16 protein-coding genes are annotated in these 18,714 nt (G+C 66.1%); 9 read left to right on the top strand and 7 right to left on the bottom strand.

The window, feature by feature from the left end; genetic code table 11:
- Positions 1-480: 480 nt before the first annotated feature.
- From AC5P8U_RS16165 to AC5P8U_RS16175, 3 genes are read left to right on the top strand one after another with little or no spacing between them, the layout of a single operon-like run.
- Positions 481-1,110 carry a superoxide dismutase gene (locus tag AC5P8U_RS16165; RefSeq protein WP_447897538.1) on the top strand — a complete coding sequence of 210 codons (630 nt, stop codon included), beginning with the start codon at positions 481-483 and terminating at the stop codon, positions 1,108-1,110.
- Entirely contained in the window at positions 1,107-1,685 is a 579-nt protein-coding gene (locus tag AC5P8U_RS16170) for a flavin reductase family protein (RefSeq protein ID WP_188240902.1), read from the top strand. The genes AC5P8U_RS16165 and AC5P8U_RS16170 overlap by 4 nt, the downstream gene beginning before the upstream one ends.
- Positions 1,682-2,017, top strand: coding sequence for a tetratricopeptide repeat protein (locus AC5P8U_RS16175; protein ID WP_072167526.1), 336 nt, complete (start codon positions 1,682-1,684; stop codon positions 2,015-2,017). The genes AC5P8U_RS16170 and AC5P8U_RS16175 overlap by 4 nt, the downstream gene beginning before the upstream one ends.
- A gap of 5 nt (positions 2,018-2,022) precedes the next feature.
- Here AC5P8U_RS16175 and AC5P8U_RS16180 read toward each other — a convergent pair whose 3' ends face one another.
- Complete coding sequence (locus AC5P8U_RS16180; RefSeq protein ID WP_072167525.1) at positions 2,023-3,171, bottom strand: fatty acid desaturase family protein; 1,149 nt, start codon at positions 3,169-3,171, stop codon at positions 2,023-2,025.
- A gap of 11 nt (positions 3,172-3,182) precedes the next feature.
- Positions 3,183-4,253 (bottom strand): ferredoxin reductase, encoded by a 1,071-nt coding sequence (locus AC5P8U_RS16185; protein WP_172412121.1) that lies wholly within the window; start codon positions 4,251-4,253, stop codon positions 3,183-3,185.
- A 92-nt stretch (positions 4,254-4,345) separates the two neighbouring features.
- Here AC5P8U_RS16185 and fabR point away from each other — a divergent pair, with 92 nt between their 5' ends.
- From fabR to AC5P8U_RS16200, 3 genes are all read left to right on the top strand, one after another.
- Entirely contained in the window at positions 4,346-5,002 is a 657-nt protein-coding gene (gene fabR, locus AC5P8U_RS16190; protein WP_447897537.1) for an HTH-type transcriptional repressor FabR, read from the top strand.
- Positions 5,003-5,279: 277 nt separating this feature from the next.
- Positions 5,280-7,439 carry a TonB-dependent receptor plug domain-containing protein gene (locus AC5P8U_RS16195; RefSeq protein WP_447897536.1) on the top strand — a complete coding sequence of 720 codons (2,160 nt, stop codon included), beginning with the start codon at positions 5,280-5,282 and terminating at the stop codon, positions 7,437-7,439.
- Positions 7,429-7,977 (top strand): thioredoxin-like domain-containing protein, encoded by a 549-nt coding sequence (locus AC5P8U_RS16200; protein WP_072167522.1) that lies wholly within the window; start codon positions 7,429-7,431, stop codon positions 7,975-7,977. The genes AC5P8U_RS16195 and AC5P8U_RS16200 overlap by 11 nt, the downstream gene beginning before the upstream one ends.
- Positions 7,978-8,055: 78 nt before the next feature.
- Here AC5P8U_RS16200 and mntR read toward each other — a convergent pair whose 3' ends face one another.
- Positions 8,056-8,520, bottom strand: coding sequence for a manganese-binding transcriptional regulator MntR (gene mntR / locus AC5P8U_RS16205; protein ID WP_005416934.1), 465 nt, complete (start codon positions 8,518-8,520; stop codon positions 8,056-8,058).
- Positions 8,521-8,636: 116 nt separating this feature from the next.
- Here mntR and AC5P8U_RS16210 point away from each other — a divergent pair, with 116 nt between their 5' ends.
- On the top strand, positions 8,637-9,968 hold the full coding sequence (locus AC5P8U_RS16210) for an Nramp family divalent metal transporter (RefSeq protein WP_061479854.1): 1,332 nt from the start codon (positions 8,637-8,639) through the stop codon (positions 9,966-9,968).
- A gap of 118 nt (positions 9,969-10,086) precedes the next feature.
- Here the strand turns inward: AC5P8U_RS16210 and AC5P8U_RS16215 are convergent, their stop codons facing one another.
- The 4 genes from AC5P8U_RS16215 to AC5P8U_RS16230 all read right to left on the bottom strand — a co-directional run bounded on the left by AC5P8U_RS16215 (position 10,087) and on the right by AC5P8U_RS16230 (position 14,352).
- Positions 10,087-10,413, bottom strand: a complete 327-nt coding sequence (locus AC5P8U_RS16215; RefSeq protein WP_058982346.1) for a thioredoxin family protein — start codon at positions 10,411-10,413, stop codon at positions 10,087-10,089.
- Positions 10,385-10,852: a flavodoxin gene (locus AC5P8U_RS16220; RefSeq protein ID WP_080376919.1), complete on the bottom strand. Its 468-nt coding sequence runs from the start codon at positions 10,850-10,852 to the stop codon at positions 10,385-10,387. Before AC5P8U_RS16220 ends, AC5P8U_RS16215 begins: the two co-directional genes overlap by 29 nt.
- 25 nt (positions 10,853-10,877) lie before the next feature.
- Positions 10,878-11,918, bottom strand: coding sequence for a ribonucleotide-diphosphate reductase subunit beta (locus AC5P8U_RS16225; RefSeq protein WP_061479853.1), 1,041 nt, complete (start codon positions 11,916-11,918; stop codon positions 10,878-10,880).
- Between the two features lie 70 nt (positions 11,919-11,988).
- Positions 11,989-14,352: a ribonucleoside-diphosphate reductase subunit alpha gene (locus AC5P8U_RS16230; RefSeq protein ID WP_188240900.1), complete on the bottom strand. Its 2,364-nt coding sequence runs from the start codon at positions 14,350-14,352 to the stop codon at positions 11,989-11,991.
- A 431-nt stretch (positions 14,353-14,783) separates the two neighbouring features.
- Here AC5P8U_RS16230 and AC5P8U_RS16235 point away from each other — a divergent pair, with 431 nt between their 5' ends.
- Both AC5P8U_RS16235 and AC5P8U_RS16240 read left to right on the top strand, forming a co-directional pair.
- A complete protein-coding gene (locus AC5P8U_RS16235; protein ID WP_072167519.1) occupies positions 14,784-15,761 on the top strand; it encodes a zinc-binding dehydrogenase in 978 nt (325 codons plus the stop codon).
- Positions 15,762-15,993: 232 nt separating this feature from the next.
- Positions 15,994-18,621 (top strand): TonB-dependent receptor, encoded by a 2,628-nt coding sequence (locus tag AC5P8U_RS16240; protein ID WP_495214235.1) that lies wholly within the window; start codon positions 15,994-15,996, stop codon positions 18,619-18,621.
- The last annotated feature ends 93 nt before the right edge of the window (positions 18,622-18,714 follow it).

The following is an 18,714-nucleotide window of genomic DNA, read 5'->3' on the forward strand; positions in this document are numbered from 1 at the left end:
CGTAGCGACGAGCAACGGCTTTGACCGATGTGGAGGTCTTGCAGGCCTCTTTGGCGACCTGCAGTTTGAAACGCGCGTCGTATCTGTTCATGTATCCCTCGGGGTTGGATCTGATGTCCAACTCCCGGGGGTCACTTCACCTTGGGGGCTCGATGGCGCCATCCATGGCGCCAATGGTCCCGGCCAGCCCCTCCCCCCGCCACCGGACGGTTTCCTGCGAGCGCGGGCAGCACTTCAGCGCGCCGGTGAGGTTCGAAAAGCGGGTTCTGGTAGTGCCGGCCGCTGGCCGGCAACCCGACCTTGCCGGCATGCCGGCCAGCGGCCGGCACTACCATTCCGCTCGTGCTGTCCTGCAGGAAGAATCAAAGCGATGAACGCGCACGCACCTCAATCCCACCCCTTGACCTCAACCAATGTTGAGGTGCGATAACGATCTCCCCACGGCCAGCTCCTCTGGCCTTCCCCACGGAGATTGCTTCGATGTCGTACTCGCTTCCCCCGCTCCCCTACGCATATGACGCCCTCGAGCCGCACTTCGATGCGCGCACGATGGAGATCCACCACAGCAAGCACCACCAGACCTACGTCAACAACCTCAATGCCGCCATCGAGCAGGCCGGCATCGCCGAGCAACCGGTCGAGGCGCTGATCGCCAACCTCGATGCCGTGCCCGAGGCGCAGCGTGGCGCGGTGCGCAACAACGGCGGTGGCCACGCCAACCACAGCCTGTTCTGGACCGTGCTCAGCCCCAGCGGTGGTGCACCCGATCATGAACTGGCCGCCGCCATCGACCGTGACCTTGGCGGCTTCGATGCCTTCAAGGATGCCTTCAGCAAGGCCGCGCAGACCCGCTTCGGCAGTGGCTGGGCCTGGCTGACCAGCGATCGCGATGGTCGCCTGCAGGTGGAAAGCAGCGCCAACCAGGACAGCCCGCTGATGGGTGCAGCCGTGGGCCTGTCCGGCCACACCCCGATCCTCGCACTGGATGTCTGGGAACACGCCTACTACCTGCACTACCAGAACCGCCGCCCGGACTACATCGGCGCCTTCTTCAACATCATCAACTGGGCCGAGGTCGGCCGGCGCTACCGCCAGGCCCGGGCCTCATGAGCGGCGAGACACTGCCCTACGCCGGGCCGTGGGCGGGGGTGTTCCCCGCCCCGGTCCCGGTGCCATCGGTCGAGATGCCGCCGCGTGCCCTGCGGCGGCTGCTCGGCCATTTCCCGACCGGCGTGGTCATCGTCTGCGCGCGCGATGCACAGGGCAAGCCGGTCGGCCTGACCATCAACTCGTTCGTACCGGTCTCACTGCAGCCCCCTTTGGTGCTGTGGAACCTGGCGTTGCACGCGCAGAGCCTGTCCACCTTCCAGCGTGCCACACGCTTTGCGCTCAGCGTGCTGGCGGCCGACCAGGAGGCACTGGCCCGGCGCTTTGCCGATCCGCAGGTGCGCAACCGCTTCGACGGCCTGGCATTGCTGGATGACGACGAGGACGCCCCACCGCGCATCGCCGGTGCGGTCGCCCATCTCACCTGTACCCGCCACGCGCAGTGGCCGGTAGGCGATCACCTGCTGCTGGCCGGCCGCATCATCGAAGTGCACGAGAACGGCGGCACGCCACTACTGTTCCATCGCGGCCGCTTCCAGCCCGGCCCGGCCGAACTGCTGGTGGAGGTGCGCGGATGAACATCGAAGCTCTGGAATGCATGCTTGCCGCAGGCAAGGACGGCGCGCTGCTGCGCTTCGGCCTGGGCAAGGGCTGGCTGGATGCCGGCAACCCGGTACGCGCGGCAACCCACCTGGGCCGCTGCGTGGTGCTTGATCCGCATTACTCGGCAGCCTGGAAGCTGCTGGGCAAAGCCTGGCTGGCCAGTGGCCAGCCACAGGCGGCCCGTGAGGCATGGCAGCGCGGCTTGAGCGTGGCCGGCAGCAAGGGCGACCAGCAGGCGCGCAAGGAAATGCAGGTGTTCCTGCGACGCCTGGACCGCGAGCAGGCCGCCCTGGCGAAGGCGGGCTGAGTCGATCAGCCCGCGTTGGCCGATGCCGGTGCGGACATGATGTCCGGCATCGGCAGGCGGCGCGGCTTGCTCGGGAATGCGTGGCGCAGGATGCGCCAGACCACCTGGCCGAACTGGCGCGGCAGCGAGCCGTTGTTGTAGTGCTGGCCGTAGCGGCGGCAGATGTCCTTCACTTCCTTGGCGATGGCCGCATAGCGGTTGGCCGGCAGATCCGGATAGAAATGGTGCTCGATCTGGTGGCTGAGGTTGCCCGACAGCACGTTGATCAGGAAGCCGCCGCTGATGTTGGACGAACCGCGCAGCTGGCGCAGGTACCAGTGGCCGCGCGACTCATTGCGCAGGCACTCCTTGGGGAAGGTTTCCGATTCGGCGGTGAAGTGCCCGCAGAAGATGATCACGTAGGTCCAGATGTTGCGCAGGCCGTTGGCAACCAGGTTGCCCAGCATCACGGTGAGGAAGAACGGACCCGCCAGCAGCGGGAAGAACACGTAGTCCTTCAGCACCTGGCGGGCCATTTTCCGCGCCACCGGGCGGGTCTGCATCCACATCGCACGGCCGCTGATGCGGCCCTTCAGCCACCGGCCCAGGCGCAGGTCCTGCGCGGCCACGCCCCACTGGAACAGCAGTGCGAAGATCGGCGCGATGATCGGCTGCAGCAGGTAGAACGGCTTCCAGCGCTGTTCCGGGAAGATCCGCAGCAGGCCATAGCCGATGTCATCGTCCATGCCTCGCACGTTGGTGTAGGTGTGGTGGCGGAAATTGTGGGTCTTGCGCCAGTTGTCGGCGGTGGCAACGATGTCCCACTCGTAGGTGTTGCCATTGAGCTTGGGATCACCGGTCCAGTCGAACTGGCCGTGCATCACGTTGTGGCCCAGCTCCATGTTCTCCAGGATCTTCGACAGCGCCAGCAGCAGCGTGCCGGTGATCGCGGCCGGCCACAGCAGCGGCATCCAGAACAGCGGCGAAAATGCCGCCAGGAACAGCAGGCCACGGCCACCCACGCCGAACCAGCGCACGGCGGCGGCCACGCGGCGGATGTAGCGGGTATCGGACGCGCCGAGGCTGCCGATCACACGGTCGCGGATCGCGTCGAGTTCCTCACCGAAGGCATGCATCTCGGCAGTACTCAGGGCACGGTCGGTGGCGCGGGTCATGGCAGGCGTCCTCAGAGATCCAGGGTCAGGTCGGTGGTCGGTGCGCTCACGCAGATCCGTACCGGTTGTGCCGATTCGGACTGCAGGTCGCCGGTGCGCAGGTGGCGGGTGGCGCCACTGACGCGGTCACAGCTGCAGGTGTTGCAGATGCCCATGCGGCAGCCATGCTTGGGCTTGATGCCATGGGCTTCGAGGCTTTCCAGCAACGAGCGGCCGCGCGGCACGCTCAGCTGGCGGCCACTGCGGGCAAGGGTCAGCGACACTTCGCCTTCGCTGCTGGCGTCACGCAACGGCGCCGGCGGAGTGAATGCTTCCGCCTGGAAACCCGCAACCTGGTGCGCCAGGCGTTCGCGCGCAGCGGCAACGAATCCATCCGGGCCACAGGCCAGTACGTGGCGCTGCGCCAACGGGGTGTCATCGCCGGCCACCTGCAGATCGTGGGTATCGATGCGTGCGGCAGGCACATCACCTTCGCGGGTGGTCAGCAGGTGCACACGCAGGTTCGGCTGGCGCGCGGCCAGTGCCTGCAGCTCATCGCGGAACTGCAGCTGGGCGGCACTGCGCTCCCAGTAGAACAGGTCCACCGGCGCGGCCAGCGGGCGCTGGCAGGCTTCGCGCAGCAGGCTGCGCATCGGCGTGATGCCACTACCGGCCGCCAGCAGCAATACCGGAGCCGCGGCCGGCAGCTGGAATTCTCCGAACGCAGCCTCCAGGCGGAACAGCTCGCCCGGCTGCGCATGGTTGACCAGATGCTGGCTGACCCGGCCGCCCTCGACCGCCTTGACGGTGATCGCCAGTTCGCGCGGTCCCAGCGCAGTGGGGCTGTAGCTGCGCTGCCACAGGCGTCCTTCAATCTCCACGCCCAGGGTGACGTGCTGGCCCGCGCGCATGCCGGCCCAGTGCCGGTTGGTGCGCAGGACCAGGGTCGCCGCGCCCTCGCCGGCCGGCTCGCGCCGGACCAGGCGGGCCACCGGCTCACGCAGGGTCCACAGGGGATTGAGCTGGCCCGCCCAGAAATCGAACAGCGACGGCGAGACCCAGCGGTACGGAGAGAACAGGGATGGACGGACGACAGCGCTCATACGCGCACTATACGGGCGCACATACATCTGTGTATACATGTGTATATTGAACCGGATTGGGTATGATTCAGCCTCGCCCCACCGGAACCGCCATGGCCGCCGCCACCGTCTTGTCGACGCCTGAAGATGCCAACAGCCCGGCCCGCCGTACGGTGAGCCGCGAGGATCTGCTGGCCGCCGCCCTGAAACTGATCGGGCCGCACCGCAGCCTGTCCACGCTCAGCCTGCGCGAAGTGGCACGTGAGGCCGGCATCGCGCCGAACAGCTTCTACCGGCAGTTCCGCGACATGGACGAACTGGCCGTAGCGCTGATCGACGCGGCCGGCCGCTCGCTGCGCACCATCATCGGCGAGGCGCGCCAGCGTGCCACCTCCAGCGCCACCAGCGTGGTGCGGGTCTCGGTGGAGACCTTCATGGAACAGCTGCGCGCCGACGACAAGCTGCTGCACGTGCTGTTGCGCGAAGGCGCGGTCGGCTCGGACGACTTCAAGCACGCAGTCGAACGCGAGCTGCATTATTTCGAGGAAGAGCTGCAGCACGACCTGGTGCGCCTGGCCGCACTGGATGGCGCCGTACTGCATGCCCCCGAACTGGTGGCCAAGGCCATCACCCGGCTGGTGTTCGCGATGGGTGCCACCGCCATGGACCTGCCTCCGGAGAAGGATCCGGAGCTGGTCGAACAGATCTCCACGATGATCCGCATGATCATCGTCGGCGCCCGCACGCCCGCCGCATTCCGCCGCGGCTGACGATCCGCTCCCGGGGCAGATCCCTTTCCAAAGGAAAGGGCTCTGACCCCGTCCCCACTGCCCCCACGACTATTCCATCCTCCGCCTATGACCAGCGGCAGGGTGGTCGCTGTCAGTTGTAATGTTATAACACCCGCATGATCTGATTCGACCGGCGCTCCACCCGAAATTGCTGCGGCTTCGTTATATAGCACTTGCTATATTCATAAGTCATTGCTTTCATATGCGTCAGCCAGGTCGCCCTCGCCGCCTTTCTTCCCACAAGGACGACGCCCTCATGCGCTCTATCCCCCACCGCTTCCGACGGTTGCCGCTGGCCGCCGCCATTGCACTGACCCTGCCGCTGCCTGCACTGGCCGACACTCCGAAACCGACCGAACTGGACCGTGTGCAGGTCAAGGTCAGCACCGCCACGCGCAGCGAACGCCTGTTGTCGGACGTGCCGATCCGCACCGAAGTGCTGCGCAAGGAAGACATTGCGCTGCGCGCGGCCACCGACTTCTCGCGCGCCGCCGAGTTGATCAACGGCCTGCGCGTGGAGAGCAACTGCCAGAACTGCAACACCAGCGAAGTACAGCTGCTGGGCCTGCCCGGCGCCTACAACCAGCTCCTGTTCGATGGCATTCCGCTGCTGTCCACGCTGGGCAGCGTGTACGGTCTGGAGCAGATCCCGGCCGGGTTCGTCGACCGCATCGAAGTGGTCAAGGGCGGCGGCTCGGCGCTGTACGGACCGGGCGCAGTTGCCGGTGTGATCAACCTGATTCCGCCGCTGCCGGCGCGCAGCGGTGGCCACGTGCAGGCCGGCGTGGATGTGCTGAAGGGTACGCCGCAGAAGAACGCCGACGTTCGACTGGACCTGGTCGCCAAGGACGCAGACGCCGGCCTGTCGGTGATTGCCCAGCGCAACTGGAACAGCGGCATCGACTACAACGGTGACGGCTACACCGAGATCACCCGCAAGAACCTCAAGGTCGGCGGGCTGCAGGCCTGGTACGCGCCCACGCCGGGCACGCGGCTGCGCCTGGACCTGCAGGTGACCGATGAAACCCGCCGCGGCGGCAACCGCCTGGACCAGCCAGAGTACCTGGCCAACATCGCCGAATCGCTGGATACGAAATACCGCCGCGGCAGCGTGTCGTGGGACCAGGAGATCACTGCCGACGTCGATTTCCGCCTGGCCTATGCCTTCGCCGACATCGACCGCGACAGCTTTTATGGTGGCCTGGGCGACGTGGTCACCGATCCCTCGGCGCCCAGCTATGACCCGTTGCAGCTGGACCGCAACGTGGCCGGCAGCGCGGCCTCGCGTTCGTGGCGCCAGTACGGCCGCACCCACAACCCGCTGCACTACATCGACAGCCAGTTGAACTGGCGCCGCGGCGCGCATGCGCTGGCCTTCGGTGTGCAGTACAAGCACGAGGCGCTGCGCGACGACAACCGCACCGGTGACGGGCAGCGTCTCGCGGTGCTGGAGGATGCGACCTTCCACAACCTGGGCGCCTTCATCCAGGACGAGTGGAGCCTGCGCGACAACGTCGACCTGGTACTGGGCGCACGCGTGGACAAGAGCTCGGAGCTGGACAGCGCGGTGTTCTCGCCGCGCATCGCGCTGGCCTGGCAGGCCACTCCGAACCTGAAATGGCGGGCGGGCGTCGCCACCGGTTTCCGTGCACCGGAGATTTTCGTCGAGGACGTACATGTCGATACCCTCGGTGGCGAGCAGGTGCGCGTGCGCAACACCGATGGCCTGAAAGAGGAACGCGCGTTGACCACCCTGTTCGGCTTCGACTGGCGTTCGGACCCGGCCAATCCGGTGTGGAGCTGGGATGCCACCGCCTCCCATGCACGCATCCGCGACACCTTCGCGCTGGGCGAGATCCAGCGCGGCGATGACGGCCAGCTGAGCCAGCTGCGCTACAACGCCTCCGGCTCGAACGTGCTGGGTGCGGAAACCAACCTCGGCTGGCAGCCGTCGCCGCAATGGCGCCTGACCGCCGGTGCCTCGTGGTACCGCTCGCGCTTCCGCGAACCGCAGCGCATCTTCGACGACACTGGCGACGGTGGCGATACCATCATCGAAAGCCGCGACTACCTGAAGACACCACGCTGGACCGGCCTGGCGCAGCTCAGCTGGATGCCTGCCGAACCGTGGGAAACCTTCGTCGCGCTGCGCCATACCGGGCCGATGTCGGTGCTGAACAACCGGCTGGGCGAGCTGCACCGCACGCGGTCATTCCTGGTCACCGACCTCGGAGCGCGCTGGCACCGCCATCTGGGCACGCAGGCGCAGCAGGAAGTGTCGGTGGCCGCGGGCGTCAAGAACGTGTTCGATCAGCGCCAGAAAGATCTGGAAGTGGGCGCGCTGCGTGACAGCGACTATGTCTACGGGCCGCGCTTTGCACGTTCGTGGTACGTCAACCTGCGCTATGCGTTCTGAAGCTCTGCGAGCGTTGGTGCTGGCCTGTGCCGTGCTGCTGGCCGCACCGGCGATGGCTGCGGACCTGCACGCGCAGGTTTCGGCCTCGCTGATGCGGCCGGAGCAGCGATCGCTACGGCCGATGCAGTGGTCGTCGCCGCCGAAACTGGTGGCGCTGTACTTCGGCGCCGACTGGTGTGCACCGTGCCATGCCTTCGTACCCACGCTGCGCAGCGTGCGTGATGCCCTGCGCCAAGCCGGCGCCGATACCGAAGTGGTGTACGTCAGCCAGGATGAGAGCGAGAGCGCGCTTCGCCGCTACATGCACGCGCAGGACATGCCGTGGCCGGTGCTGGACCCGCGCCGCGCCGCGCGCATGCCGGCACTGCAGGCATTGGCCGGATTGGCACCACCGAACCTGGTGCTGATCGATGCGGATGGGAAGGTGCTGGCCAACGGATGGCAGGGCCGGCGCTATGAAGGCCTGCAGCCGGTGTTGAAGGAATGGACGAGACGCGCGTGCGCGCAGCAGCAGGCGCGCTGCCCGCCTGGATTGTAGATCCACGCCATGCGTGGATGCTCCCTGTCATCGCGCGAACAGCAGCCGAGCATGGCTCGGCTCTACAGGAAACGTGGCTCAGCCGCCCTCGGCCCTGCGCACGAATGCCTCGAACAGAGCCAGTGTCTGTTCGCTGACATGGTGCTCGATGCCCTCCGCATCGCGCCGCGCGGTATCTGCGTCCACCCCCAGCGCCAGCAGGAAACGCTCCACGGTCTGGTGGCGTTGGCGGCTGGCATGGGCCAGCGCCTCACCTTCCGGGGTCAGGAACACGCCACGGTACGGCCGCTGCACCACCCAACCATCACGGGCCAGGCGCCGCAGCATCTTCGCCACCGTAGGCTGGGCCACGCCCAGACGCGTCGCGATGTCGACCTGGCGGGCCTCGCCGCCGTCGGCCAGCAGGTCCGAGATCAGCTCGACATAGTCCTCCACCAGCTCCATCCGGTGCGCCTCGCGCACTTGCCGGAAGCTCTCGACCTGGCGCTCGGCCTCGATCAAGGGGGTGCTCTTCAGCGATGTCGAATCGTCGGTCTTGCCCACGCCTGCGCCTGTCCTTCCGGGGTGATCCGGTGTTGAACCTGAATTCTGGACCAGTAAAGCGATAAAGACGATTGTTTCACATTGCTAATGACTATAGCAGGAGCTATATTCGGGCCATGAACACCCTGGCGCCCCGCGACCCTTCGGCCTCCACTCCGGCCAGCCTGGGCGCGCTCAACGCCTCGGTGGCGGTACCCGACAAGGGTCACTGGTGGTTCCGCCTGCTGGCCTTCCTCGGCCCGGGCTACATGATCTCGGTCGGCTACATGGACCCGGGCAACTGGGCCACCGACCTCGCCGGTGGTTCGCGCTTCGGCTACCTGCTGCTGTCGGTCATCCTCATTTCCAACCTGATGGCGGTGATCCTGCAGGCGCTGTCGGCACGGCTCGGCATCGCCACCGGCATGGACCTCGCGCAGGCCTGCCGCGCCCGCTACCCGAAGCCGGTGAACCTGGCACTTTGGGCGCTGTGCGAGGCGGCGATCATCGCCTGCGACCTGGCCGAGGTGATCGGCACCGCGATCGCACTGAAACTGCTGTTCGACCTGCCACTGCTCTGGGGTGCGGTGATCACTGCGCTGGATACGCTGCTGGTTCTGCTGCTGATGAACCGCGGCTTCCGTGCGCTCGAAGCCTTCGTGATCGCGCTGCTGATGGTGATCTTCGCCTGCTTCGTGGTGCAGATCGCGATGGCTGCCCCGCCAGTGATGGCGGTGCTGGGCGGATTCATTCCGCGCGCACAGGTGGTGACCGATCCGAACGCGCTGTACATTGCGATCGGCATCATCGGTGCCACGGTGATGCCGCATAACCTGTACCTGCATTCGTCCATCGTGCAGACCCGCGCCTACCCGCGCACGGATGAAGGCCGCCGCAGCGCGCTGCGCTGGGCGGTCACCGACAGCACCCTCGCGTTGACACTCGCATTGTTCATCAACGCCAGCATCCTGATCCTGGCGGCGGCGGTGTTCCATGCCAATGGCCGATTCGACGTGGAAGACATCGAGCAGGCCCACCAGCTGCTGGCGCCGATGCTGGGCGTGGGTGCGGCGGCGACCTTGTTCGCGGTGGCGCTGCTGGCGTCAGGCCTGAATTCGACAGTCACCGCGACGCTGGCCGGCCAGATCGTGATGGAAGGCTTCCTGCACCTGCGAATGCCGCCATGGCTGCGACGGCTGATCACACGTGCGCTGGCGATCATTCCGGTGGTGGTGGTGATCCTGCTGTTCGGCGACCAGGGCGCGGTGAAGCTGCTGGTGCTGAGCCAGGTGGTGCTGTCGATGCAGCTGCCGTTCGCGATCATCCCGCTGGTGCGGATCGTGACCGACAAGGTGACGATGGGCGCGCTGGTGGCCCCGCGCTGGCTGGGCGCGATCGCCTGGGTGATCGCGCTGGTGATTGTGGTGCTGAATGTGAAGCTGCTGGTGGATACCTTCAGCGGAGCCTGACGCCAAACCACGGACCCTGCCCCGGTAGATCCACGCCATGCGTGGATGCCCTTGTAGAGTCGAGCCATGCTCGACTCATCGCTCACCGCGCGAACGGCAGCCGAGCATGGGCTCGGCTCTACAAATGCAACGCGATCGCGGCTTCGATCTGCTGCGGCGACTGGAACCCGGCCAGGCGCGTGCGCTCATCACCGTCACGGAACAGCGAGAGGGTCGGCGTCTGCCGCAGCCCCAGCTCCCTGAAGAACGCCTCACCCAGCACCTCCAGCTGCACGCGCAGCAACGTGGTGCCCTGCCCCGCGACGCTGTTGGCCACCCGGTGCAGCGACATCTCCAGCATCCGGCATCCCGGGCAGTGGTCCTTGTGGAAATCCACCAGCACCCGCGGGTGCTCGGCCAGCAGCTGCTGGAACTGCTCAGGCGTGGTGGCGTCGATGATCTGCATCGTGGTTGCTCCAGTAGTGGGCCAGGATCGCATCGGTCCAGGCGTCGATGGCTGCGGCGTGACGCTCGCCATGCGGCATCTGCTCGATCTCGAGCGGCGGATAGTCGCTGCGGAAATAGCGGATCAGCCGGTGCACGGCGCCGCAGTAGTACGCCTGCCCCCACTGCGTTTCGCCGGTACCGAACACCGCCAGCTGGCGTGGCTGCTGACCGCGCTCGGCAATGCCGGCCACCCACGCCTTCATCTCCGCTGGCGTGCGCCCGGCGTTGTCGGTCCAGCAGCCCAGCAGCACCAAGTCGGCCTCATCGGCCGCCAGCGGCGGTGCCTGGCGCAGGTCGTCGGCCTCCTGCCAGTGCACCGCATGACCTGCCGCGCGGCAGCGCTCGGCGATCTGCCGGCCGAGTTCGCGGGTGTTGCCGCTCAAGGAGGCGACCACCATCAGGATGCTCAGCGCGGCGCCGGGCTCAGAGATCGTCGAAGCCGTTGTCGACATTGGTCTTCTTGTAACTTGCATTGCGCATCTCGAAGAAGTCGGTCTTGGTTTCGGTGAAGTTGTCGGCGTAGGCCTTGATCCACGGCATCACGTTGTCAGTGGTGTCGCTGTACAGGCGCTCGATCCCGAGCATGCCGGCCATCTTGTTGGCGCGGTACTTCACGTAGCGCACCATCTCGTCCACGTCGATGCCATCGATGCCATCCAGAACCTCCGACGACCACTGCGTCTCAAGCTCGATGGCATGTTCGAATGACTGGTGCACATAGGCGGTCAACTCATTGGTCTGCAGCTCGGGGTTTTCGCCGATGATGGCGCGGATCAGCTCGCTGATGAACTTGGTATGCGCCAGCTCGTCGCGATTGATGAAGCTGATGATCTTGCCGGTGCCGTTCATGCGGTTCTGCCGCACCATGTTGTAGAAGTACGCAAACCCGGAATAGAAGTTGATGCCCTCCAGGATCGAGGACTGGATCAACGACTTGAGCAGGGTCTCGGCGGTCTTCTCGCGCATGAAATCGTCATACGCGCCCATGATCGGGGCATTGCGCTTGATGATGGTCGGGTGGGTGCGGGCGATCTCGAAGATCCGGTTCTGGTTCGGCAGGTCGGTGATCGAGGCCAGCACGTAGCTGTAGCTCTCGTTGTGGATCACTTCCTGCTGGCCGATGATCGCCGCGTTGGCGTGCGCGGCCGGATCGGTGATGTACTCGGCCACGTTGTAGATGAAGCGCGTCTGCGGCGAATCGAGCGTGGCCAGCAGGCCGATGATCGAGTCGTAGGCGTTCTTTTCGCGCCCTGACAGCTCGCCGTACTGGCGCGCATCCAGCTTCATGTCCACTTCGTCGGGAATCCAGAAGTTGGTCGACAGCTCCTTGTAGGCCCGATAGAACGACGGGTACGGGATATCGTTCCAGTTGAGGATGCCGCTGGTCTGGCCGTTGATGATGCCGGTGCTGCGGTTGGGATGGCGTGGTTCGAGTATCTTGATGCGATCGAGGGGGGTTGCCATGGTTTATGCCTTCGTTCTCTTTCCTTCGTGTTGCCGGCCAGCGGCCGGCACTACCGTGGGCCGCCGGTGGTCAGCTTGAACACCACTCGCATTCGCTGATGTCGATGTCGTTGGAGCGCACGTAGTAGGTGGTCTTCAGGCCTTCGCGCCAGGCGCTCAGGTGCAACTCCAGCAGCGTGCTGGCGCGGATGGTGCTGGGCACGTACAGGTTGAAGCTGATCGACTGGTCGACATGGCGCTGGCGGCGCGCGTTCTGGCGCACGCTGGCGAACTGGTCGACCTTGTAGGCACCCTTCTCGTAGTACGGCCAGGTCTCCAGCGACAGACCCGGCGCCGCCACCGGCCGCCGGAAGTCCTTCTTTTCCTCGTAATAGAACGCGCTGTAGATCGGGTCGATGGAGGCCGTGGAGCCTGCAATCTGCGCGGTGCTCATGTTCGGCGCAACTGCAAGCAGCCAACCGTTGCGCAGGCCATGCCTGGCGACTTCGCGGGCCAGGCTGTCCCAGGCCGCGCCGCTGTAGCCGCGGTCACGGAAGTAGCGTCCGTTGTGCCAATCGCTGCCGGCGAACATGGGGTAGCTGCCCTTCTCCCGCGCCAGTTGCGCGCTGGCCTGGATGGTCAGGAAGTTGATGCGTTCGTAGAGACGGTCGGCCAATGCTTCGGCATCCGGAGATTCCCACTGGATCGCCTGCTGCGCCAGCAGGTGGTGCCAACCGAACGTGCCCAGGCCGATGGCACGGTACTTGTGGTTGGTGATCGTGGCCTGCGGCACCGGCAACGCGTTGAGGTCGATCACGTTGTCGAGCATGCGCACCTGGATCGGGATCAGGCGCTCCAGCACATCGGTGGCCAGCAGGTCATCAGGTGCACTGATCGCCCGGCCGAGGTTGATCGAGGACAGGTTGCAGACCACGAAGTCACCGGCACGGCGCGTGGTGACGATCTGGTCGCCGCTGACGATCTCCTGGATCATCCGCGTCGGGCTCATGTTCTGCAGGATTTCGGTGCACAGGTTGCTGGAATAGATCATGCCCGCGTGCTTGTTCGGGTTCCTGCGATTGACCTCGTCGCGGTAGAACAGGAACGGGTTGCCGGTTTCCAGCTGGCTGAGCATGATCCGCTTGAACAGATCGATGGCCTTCACCGTGCGGCGGCTGATGCGCTCATCGGCCACCAGCTCGGCATAGCGGTCGCGGAAGCTGCCCGAACCGCGCTTCTCATCGTAGAAGTCCTGCAGGTACCAGCCCTTGGCCTGCTTCACCTCGTGCGGGTCGAACAGGTACCAGTCGGCGCGGCGTTCGACCGCTTCCATGAACAGGTCGGGCACGCACACCGAGGTGAACACATCGTGCGCGCGCAGGCGCTGGTCACCGTTGTTGAGGCGCAGGTCCATGAAGGCTTCGATGTCGCGGTGCCAGATGTCCAGGTATACCGCCACCGCGCCCTTGCGCTGGCCAAGCTGATCAACCGACACCGCCGTGTTGTTGAGCTGCTTGATCCACGGCACCACGCCACCGGAGGAATTGGCCACGCCGCGGATCGGCGCGCCGCTGCTGCGCACGTAGCCCAGGTAGGCGCCAACACCGCCGCCGTGCTTGGACACGCGCGCGATATCGGTGTTGGAGTCATAGATGCCCTGCAGGCTGTCGTCCACCGTGTCGATGAAGCAGCTGGACAGCTGGCCGCCCACCTTGCCGGCGTTGGCCAGGGTCGGCGTAGCCACCGTCATGTACAGGTTGGACAGCGCCCAGTACGCCTCGCCGACCAGCTGCATGCGGCGTTCGCGCGGCTTTTCCTCCTGCATCAGGTACAGCGCAATGGTCAGCCAGCGCTCCTGCGGCAGCTCATAGACCTCGCGGCTGCGGTCGCTGGCCAGATAGCGCGTGGCCAGCAGGTACAGGCCGTTGTAGGCGAACAGGAGGTCGCGTTCCGGATCGATCATCTCACCGGCCTGCTGCAGCTCTTCCTTGGAATAGCAGCGCAGGATGTCGTTGCTGTAGATGCCACGATCGGCGAGGCTTTCCTGCAGGCCCACGTAGGAGCCGTACTTCAGGCTGACATCGTAGAAGCGGTTGCGGCTGGCACGCTTGTACAGGCGACGCAGGTAGATGCGCGCGGCGAACTGTTCCCACTCGGGCGCGACCAGGTCCACCCGCGATTCGGCCTCGCGGATCAGCAGATCGACCAGGTCATCGGCGCTGATGCTGGGCTTGCGCTCGACCATTGCCTGCACCACGCGGCGGTAGTCGCTCACATCCAGCTGCGGGAACTCGGCATGCACGGCATCGATGCTGCGCTGCAGCCGCTCAGCGTCGAACGGCAGGCGGCGGTTGCCGGCCTCCTTGGTGATCCAGGTCGGCATGCGCTCGCCACCAGCGCGCAAAGCATCGCCGGCGCCGGCCAGATCGGCCGCGCGGAAGGTACTGTCGGTCATGGTGGTAAAACTCCAGGCTCGCACGCGCTTTGGCGGTCGATGCCATGGCGGCCCTGGACGCGATACCGGCGCACGGGGCGAACGGGTGGATTGCCAGAGTGCGGGAACGGAGGTCGTCGGCATCTGCCTGCGCCTGCGGCCGGTATCCGGGCCGTGGGGGCGACCTGCGTCCGCACGGTGGCGGCCGCGTCGACACGGCAAGCCTTCAGGGGCGGGCCGTGGGACGTTTGCTGCATGTCCGGCGGCGGCGGCTGACCGGGAGTGACGGCCACAACATAGTGGGGATGACTCGAACCGTCAACACAAGATGCGGTAATCACGACATGCCGCGACGATCAGTCGCAGGATGCCGTGTTGCAGCAGCGACGCCTTGTCGACATGCCCTGCGTCCCCAGTTCGGTACAACATCCACTTTCCCCGGAACACCGTCCATGCGCGCTGCCCAGTACTCCTCCTTCGGCAACCCGGCCGACGTCCTCGCCATTGCCGATGCCGCCCTGCCCGAGCCCGGTCCCGGCGAGGTGCGCATCCGCACCGTGCTGGCCTCGATCCACAACCACGACCTGCTGACCGTGCGTGGCCTCTACGGGTACAAGCCGACACTGCCTGCGATCGGTGGCAGTGAAGCACTGGGCGTGGTCGATGCACTCGGCGATGGCGTGGACGGCCTGCAGATCGGTCAGCGGGTTGCCGCCGCCTCGGTGCACGGTACCTGGGCCGAAGCGTTCATTGCACCGGCACGCATGGTGATTCCGATGCCGGAGGCGATCCCGGACGAGATGGCCGCACAGCTGATCGCCATGCCGCTGAGCGCTCTGATGCTGCTGGAGTTCCTGCACGTCGAAGCAGGCCAGTGGATCGTGCAGAACACCGCCAACGGCGCGGTCGGCAAGTCGCTGGCGATGCTGGCAAAGGCGCGTGGCGTGCATGTGGCCAACCTGGTGCGCAACGCCGCTGCCGTGGCGCAGTTGCAGGCGCTGGGCATCGATCATGTGTTCGACACCTCGTTGGACGGGTGGAAGGATCGCGTTCGTGAAGCGACCGGCGAAGCACAGGCGGCGGCCGCCGTGGATTCCATCGGCGGCGACGCCAGCGGTGACCTGGTCGACCTGCTCGGCCACAACGGCACGCTGGTGTCGTTCGGGGTGATGAGCGGCGAACCGATGCGCGTCCCGGCCGGCGGCCTGATCTACAAGGAAGCCACGGTGAAGGGCTTCTGGGGCAGCAAGGTCAGCCAGGCGATGGCGGTGGAGGACAAGCGCCGGCTGGTGGGCGAGCTGCTGAAGCGTGCTGCTGGCGGCGAGCTGACGCTGCCGGTGGAGCAGATCTTCGCGCTGGACGACATCGCCCAGGCAGCGAAGGTCGCAGGAGGCTCGGGCCGCAACGGCAAGGTGCTGCTGCGGCCGTGATGGGCTGGCATTGCCTTCTGTAGAGCCGAGCCATGCTCGGCTGCTTTCCGGTCAGTGTGCGCAGCCGAACGTAGGCTCGGCTCTACAGGAGCGTGCGGACCAAATGCTCCGCACTCCTCGCTCCGTTCATTAAGAACCTGTGCTGTATAACTGAATGCGCTTTCGTCATTGGAAGGCGCATGTACCTGCGTGCGGTACTGACGGCTCCTCCCCGTTTGGCGTTGTCGCTTCCATGTACCGCACCACCCTGAACCTGCTAGCCGGCGCCATTGCGCTGAGCCTCACCGCCGGCGCTGCCGGCGCCGCTGAATCGGCCGATACCGGCAAGGACAGCACCACTCTCGGCACCGTGCTGGTGACCGGCTCCAACATCAAGCGCAGTGATACCGCCGGGCCGAACCCGGTGCAGATCGTCAGCCGCGAACAGATCGAGCAGACCGGCCGCTCCACCCTTACCGACGTGCTGCGCAACCTGTCGGCCAATGCCGGCAACAGTTTCGATGAGCAGTACACCGGCAGCTTCGCCGCCGGCTCTGCCTCGATCGGCCTGCGTGGCCTGTCACCGAAGAACACGCTGGTGCTGGTCAACGGCTACCGCGTGTCCAACTTCGGCTTCGCGCTCAATACCCAGGACACGTTCGTCGACCTCAACGCGTTGCCGATCAGCGCCGTCGAGCGCATCGAAGTGCTCAAGGACGGCGCCTCGGCGGTGTACGGTTCCGATGCCATCGCCGGCGTCATCAACATCATCCTGCGCAAGAACTTCCAGGGCGTGGAAGTGGGTGGCGGCTTCGGTGCCGCCACCGAGGGTGGCCTGAACGAACGCAAGGCCAACCTGTTGGCCGGCTTCGGCGACCTGGAGCAGCAGGGCTGGAACGTGCTGTTCGGCTTGGACCTGCTCAAGCGTGATCGCCTCGACGCCGACCAGCGCGCCTATACCCGCAGCGGCGATTTCCGCGACAAGCCCGGCGGACGCCTGGCCGGCTGGCCCACCGCCGGTGGCAACTGGCTGAGCAACCCACGCGCACCTCAGCCGTTCGCCAACTGCCCCGACGGCAGCCAGCTGCGCCCGTACAGCGACTTCGGCAGTACCCTGCCCGGCCAGGCCTGCGCCTTCAATGCGCAGCCGTTCAAGACCCTGCAGCCCGGCGCCGAGCGCCTGCAGGCCTCGCTGAGCGCGACTTACCGCTTCAATGACAGCGTCGAGGCCTTCGCCGATGTGCTGTACAGCCACAACAAGGCCGACCAGATCTTCAGCGCGCCGCTGACCGTTGGCCCCGGCCTGCGCGCGTACAACCCGGCCACCGGCACGCTGATCGACGTGCCGGCGGTGCTGCCGGTCGGCCACCCGAACAATCCGGGCAGCACGCCGCTGCCGTTCGAGTACACCTTCTTCGACCTCGGCCCGCGCCTGAAGGACAACACCCAGGTGTTCTACCGTGCACTGGCCGGCGTGCGCGGCAGCGGTGAACGCTGGGACTGGGAAGTCGCGGCGCTGACCTCGCAGAGTGCGCAGCGCGAGTACGTCGACAATTTCGTCAACCGCTACGCGTTCGAACAGATCCTGCGCGATGGCAGCTACAACTTCCTCAACCCGTCCAGCACGCCGGGGGCACTGGATGCACTGCGCCTGCAGACCAAGCGTCCGGGCTGGTACAAGCTGCATTCGTTGAACCTGAAGGCCTCGACCTCGCTGTGGGAGCTACCGGCCGGTGCGATCGGCTTCGCCTGGGGTGCAGAGTTCCGCAAGGAATCACTGGACGCGCGCACCAGTGCACAGGTGCTGTCGGGCACCGAACTGCGCCCGGCCATCAACGTGGTGAACGGCGAGCGCCAGGTCAGCGCCGCCTACGCCGAACTGAGCGTGCCGCTGCATCGCACGCTGGAACTGCAGGTTGCGGGCCGCGGCGACCACTACGACGACTTCGGCAAGGCGTTCTCACCGAAGGTGGCGCTGCGCTGGCAACCGCTGGACAGCCTGCTGCTGCGCGGCTCGTTCTCCCGCGGCTTCCGTGCACCGTCGCTGCCGGAAATCGCACCCGGCCAGACCGTCAGCTATGGTTCGGTGATCGATCCGCTGGATCCGCTGCAGCCCGGCGGCAGCCGTGGCATCACCAACATCCGCACCGGCAACCCGGACCTGAAGGCCGAACGTTCGCGCAACTTCAACCTGGGTGCGGTGTGGTCGCCGGATGGCGATACCAGCATCGGCCTGGACTGGTACCGCATCGAGCAGGACAACCTGGTCAAGCCGGACAGCGCGCAGTTCATCGTCGACAACCCGACCCTGTTCCCGGGCCGCGTGCAACGTGATGCGCAGGGACGCATCCAGTTCATCACCAACCAGTACGCCAACCAGGGCGAGTTGACCACCTCGGGGCTGGACCTGGACGCCAGCCGTACCTTCCGTACCGACGGCTGGGGCACCTTCACCGTGGCCGGCAGCTGGACCCACCTGCTCAGCTTCAAGCAACCGCTGGTGGCCGGCCAAGCACCGTATGACGGCGCCGGCAACAACCGCCACGGCGCGCTGCCTCGCACCCGCGGCACCACCTCATTGAACTGGGCGGTGGGCGACTGGAGCAGCACGCTGAGCCTGCAGTACGTGAGCGGCTACGACCAGCGCGTGGCGACGGCGACCAGCAACCCGGGGCTGCGTGACCGCGTCAAGCCCTATCACCAGCTGGACCTGTATGTGGCGTACGAAGGGATTCCCAACACCACGCTGTCGCTGTCGGCGCTGAACCTGACCGACAAGGACCCCCCGTTCGACCCGGCTGGCGGTTCCAACGGTTTCGACATCAGCCAGTACAACCTGCGCGGGCAGTTCGTCTCGCTGGGCGCGCGCTACCGGTTCTGATTGCCACTGTAGAGCCGAGCCATGCTCGGCTGCTCTTCGGCACCACGCAGCCGAGCATGGCTCGGCTCTACAGGTCGGTGCGGTCCCGCGGTC

The organism is Stenotrophomonas sp. YJH_SMC_81, from assembly GCF_059370875.1.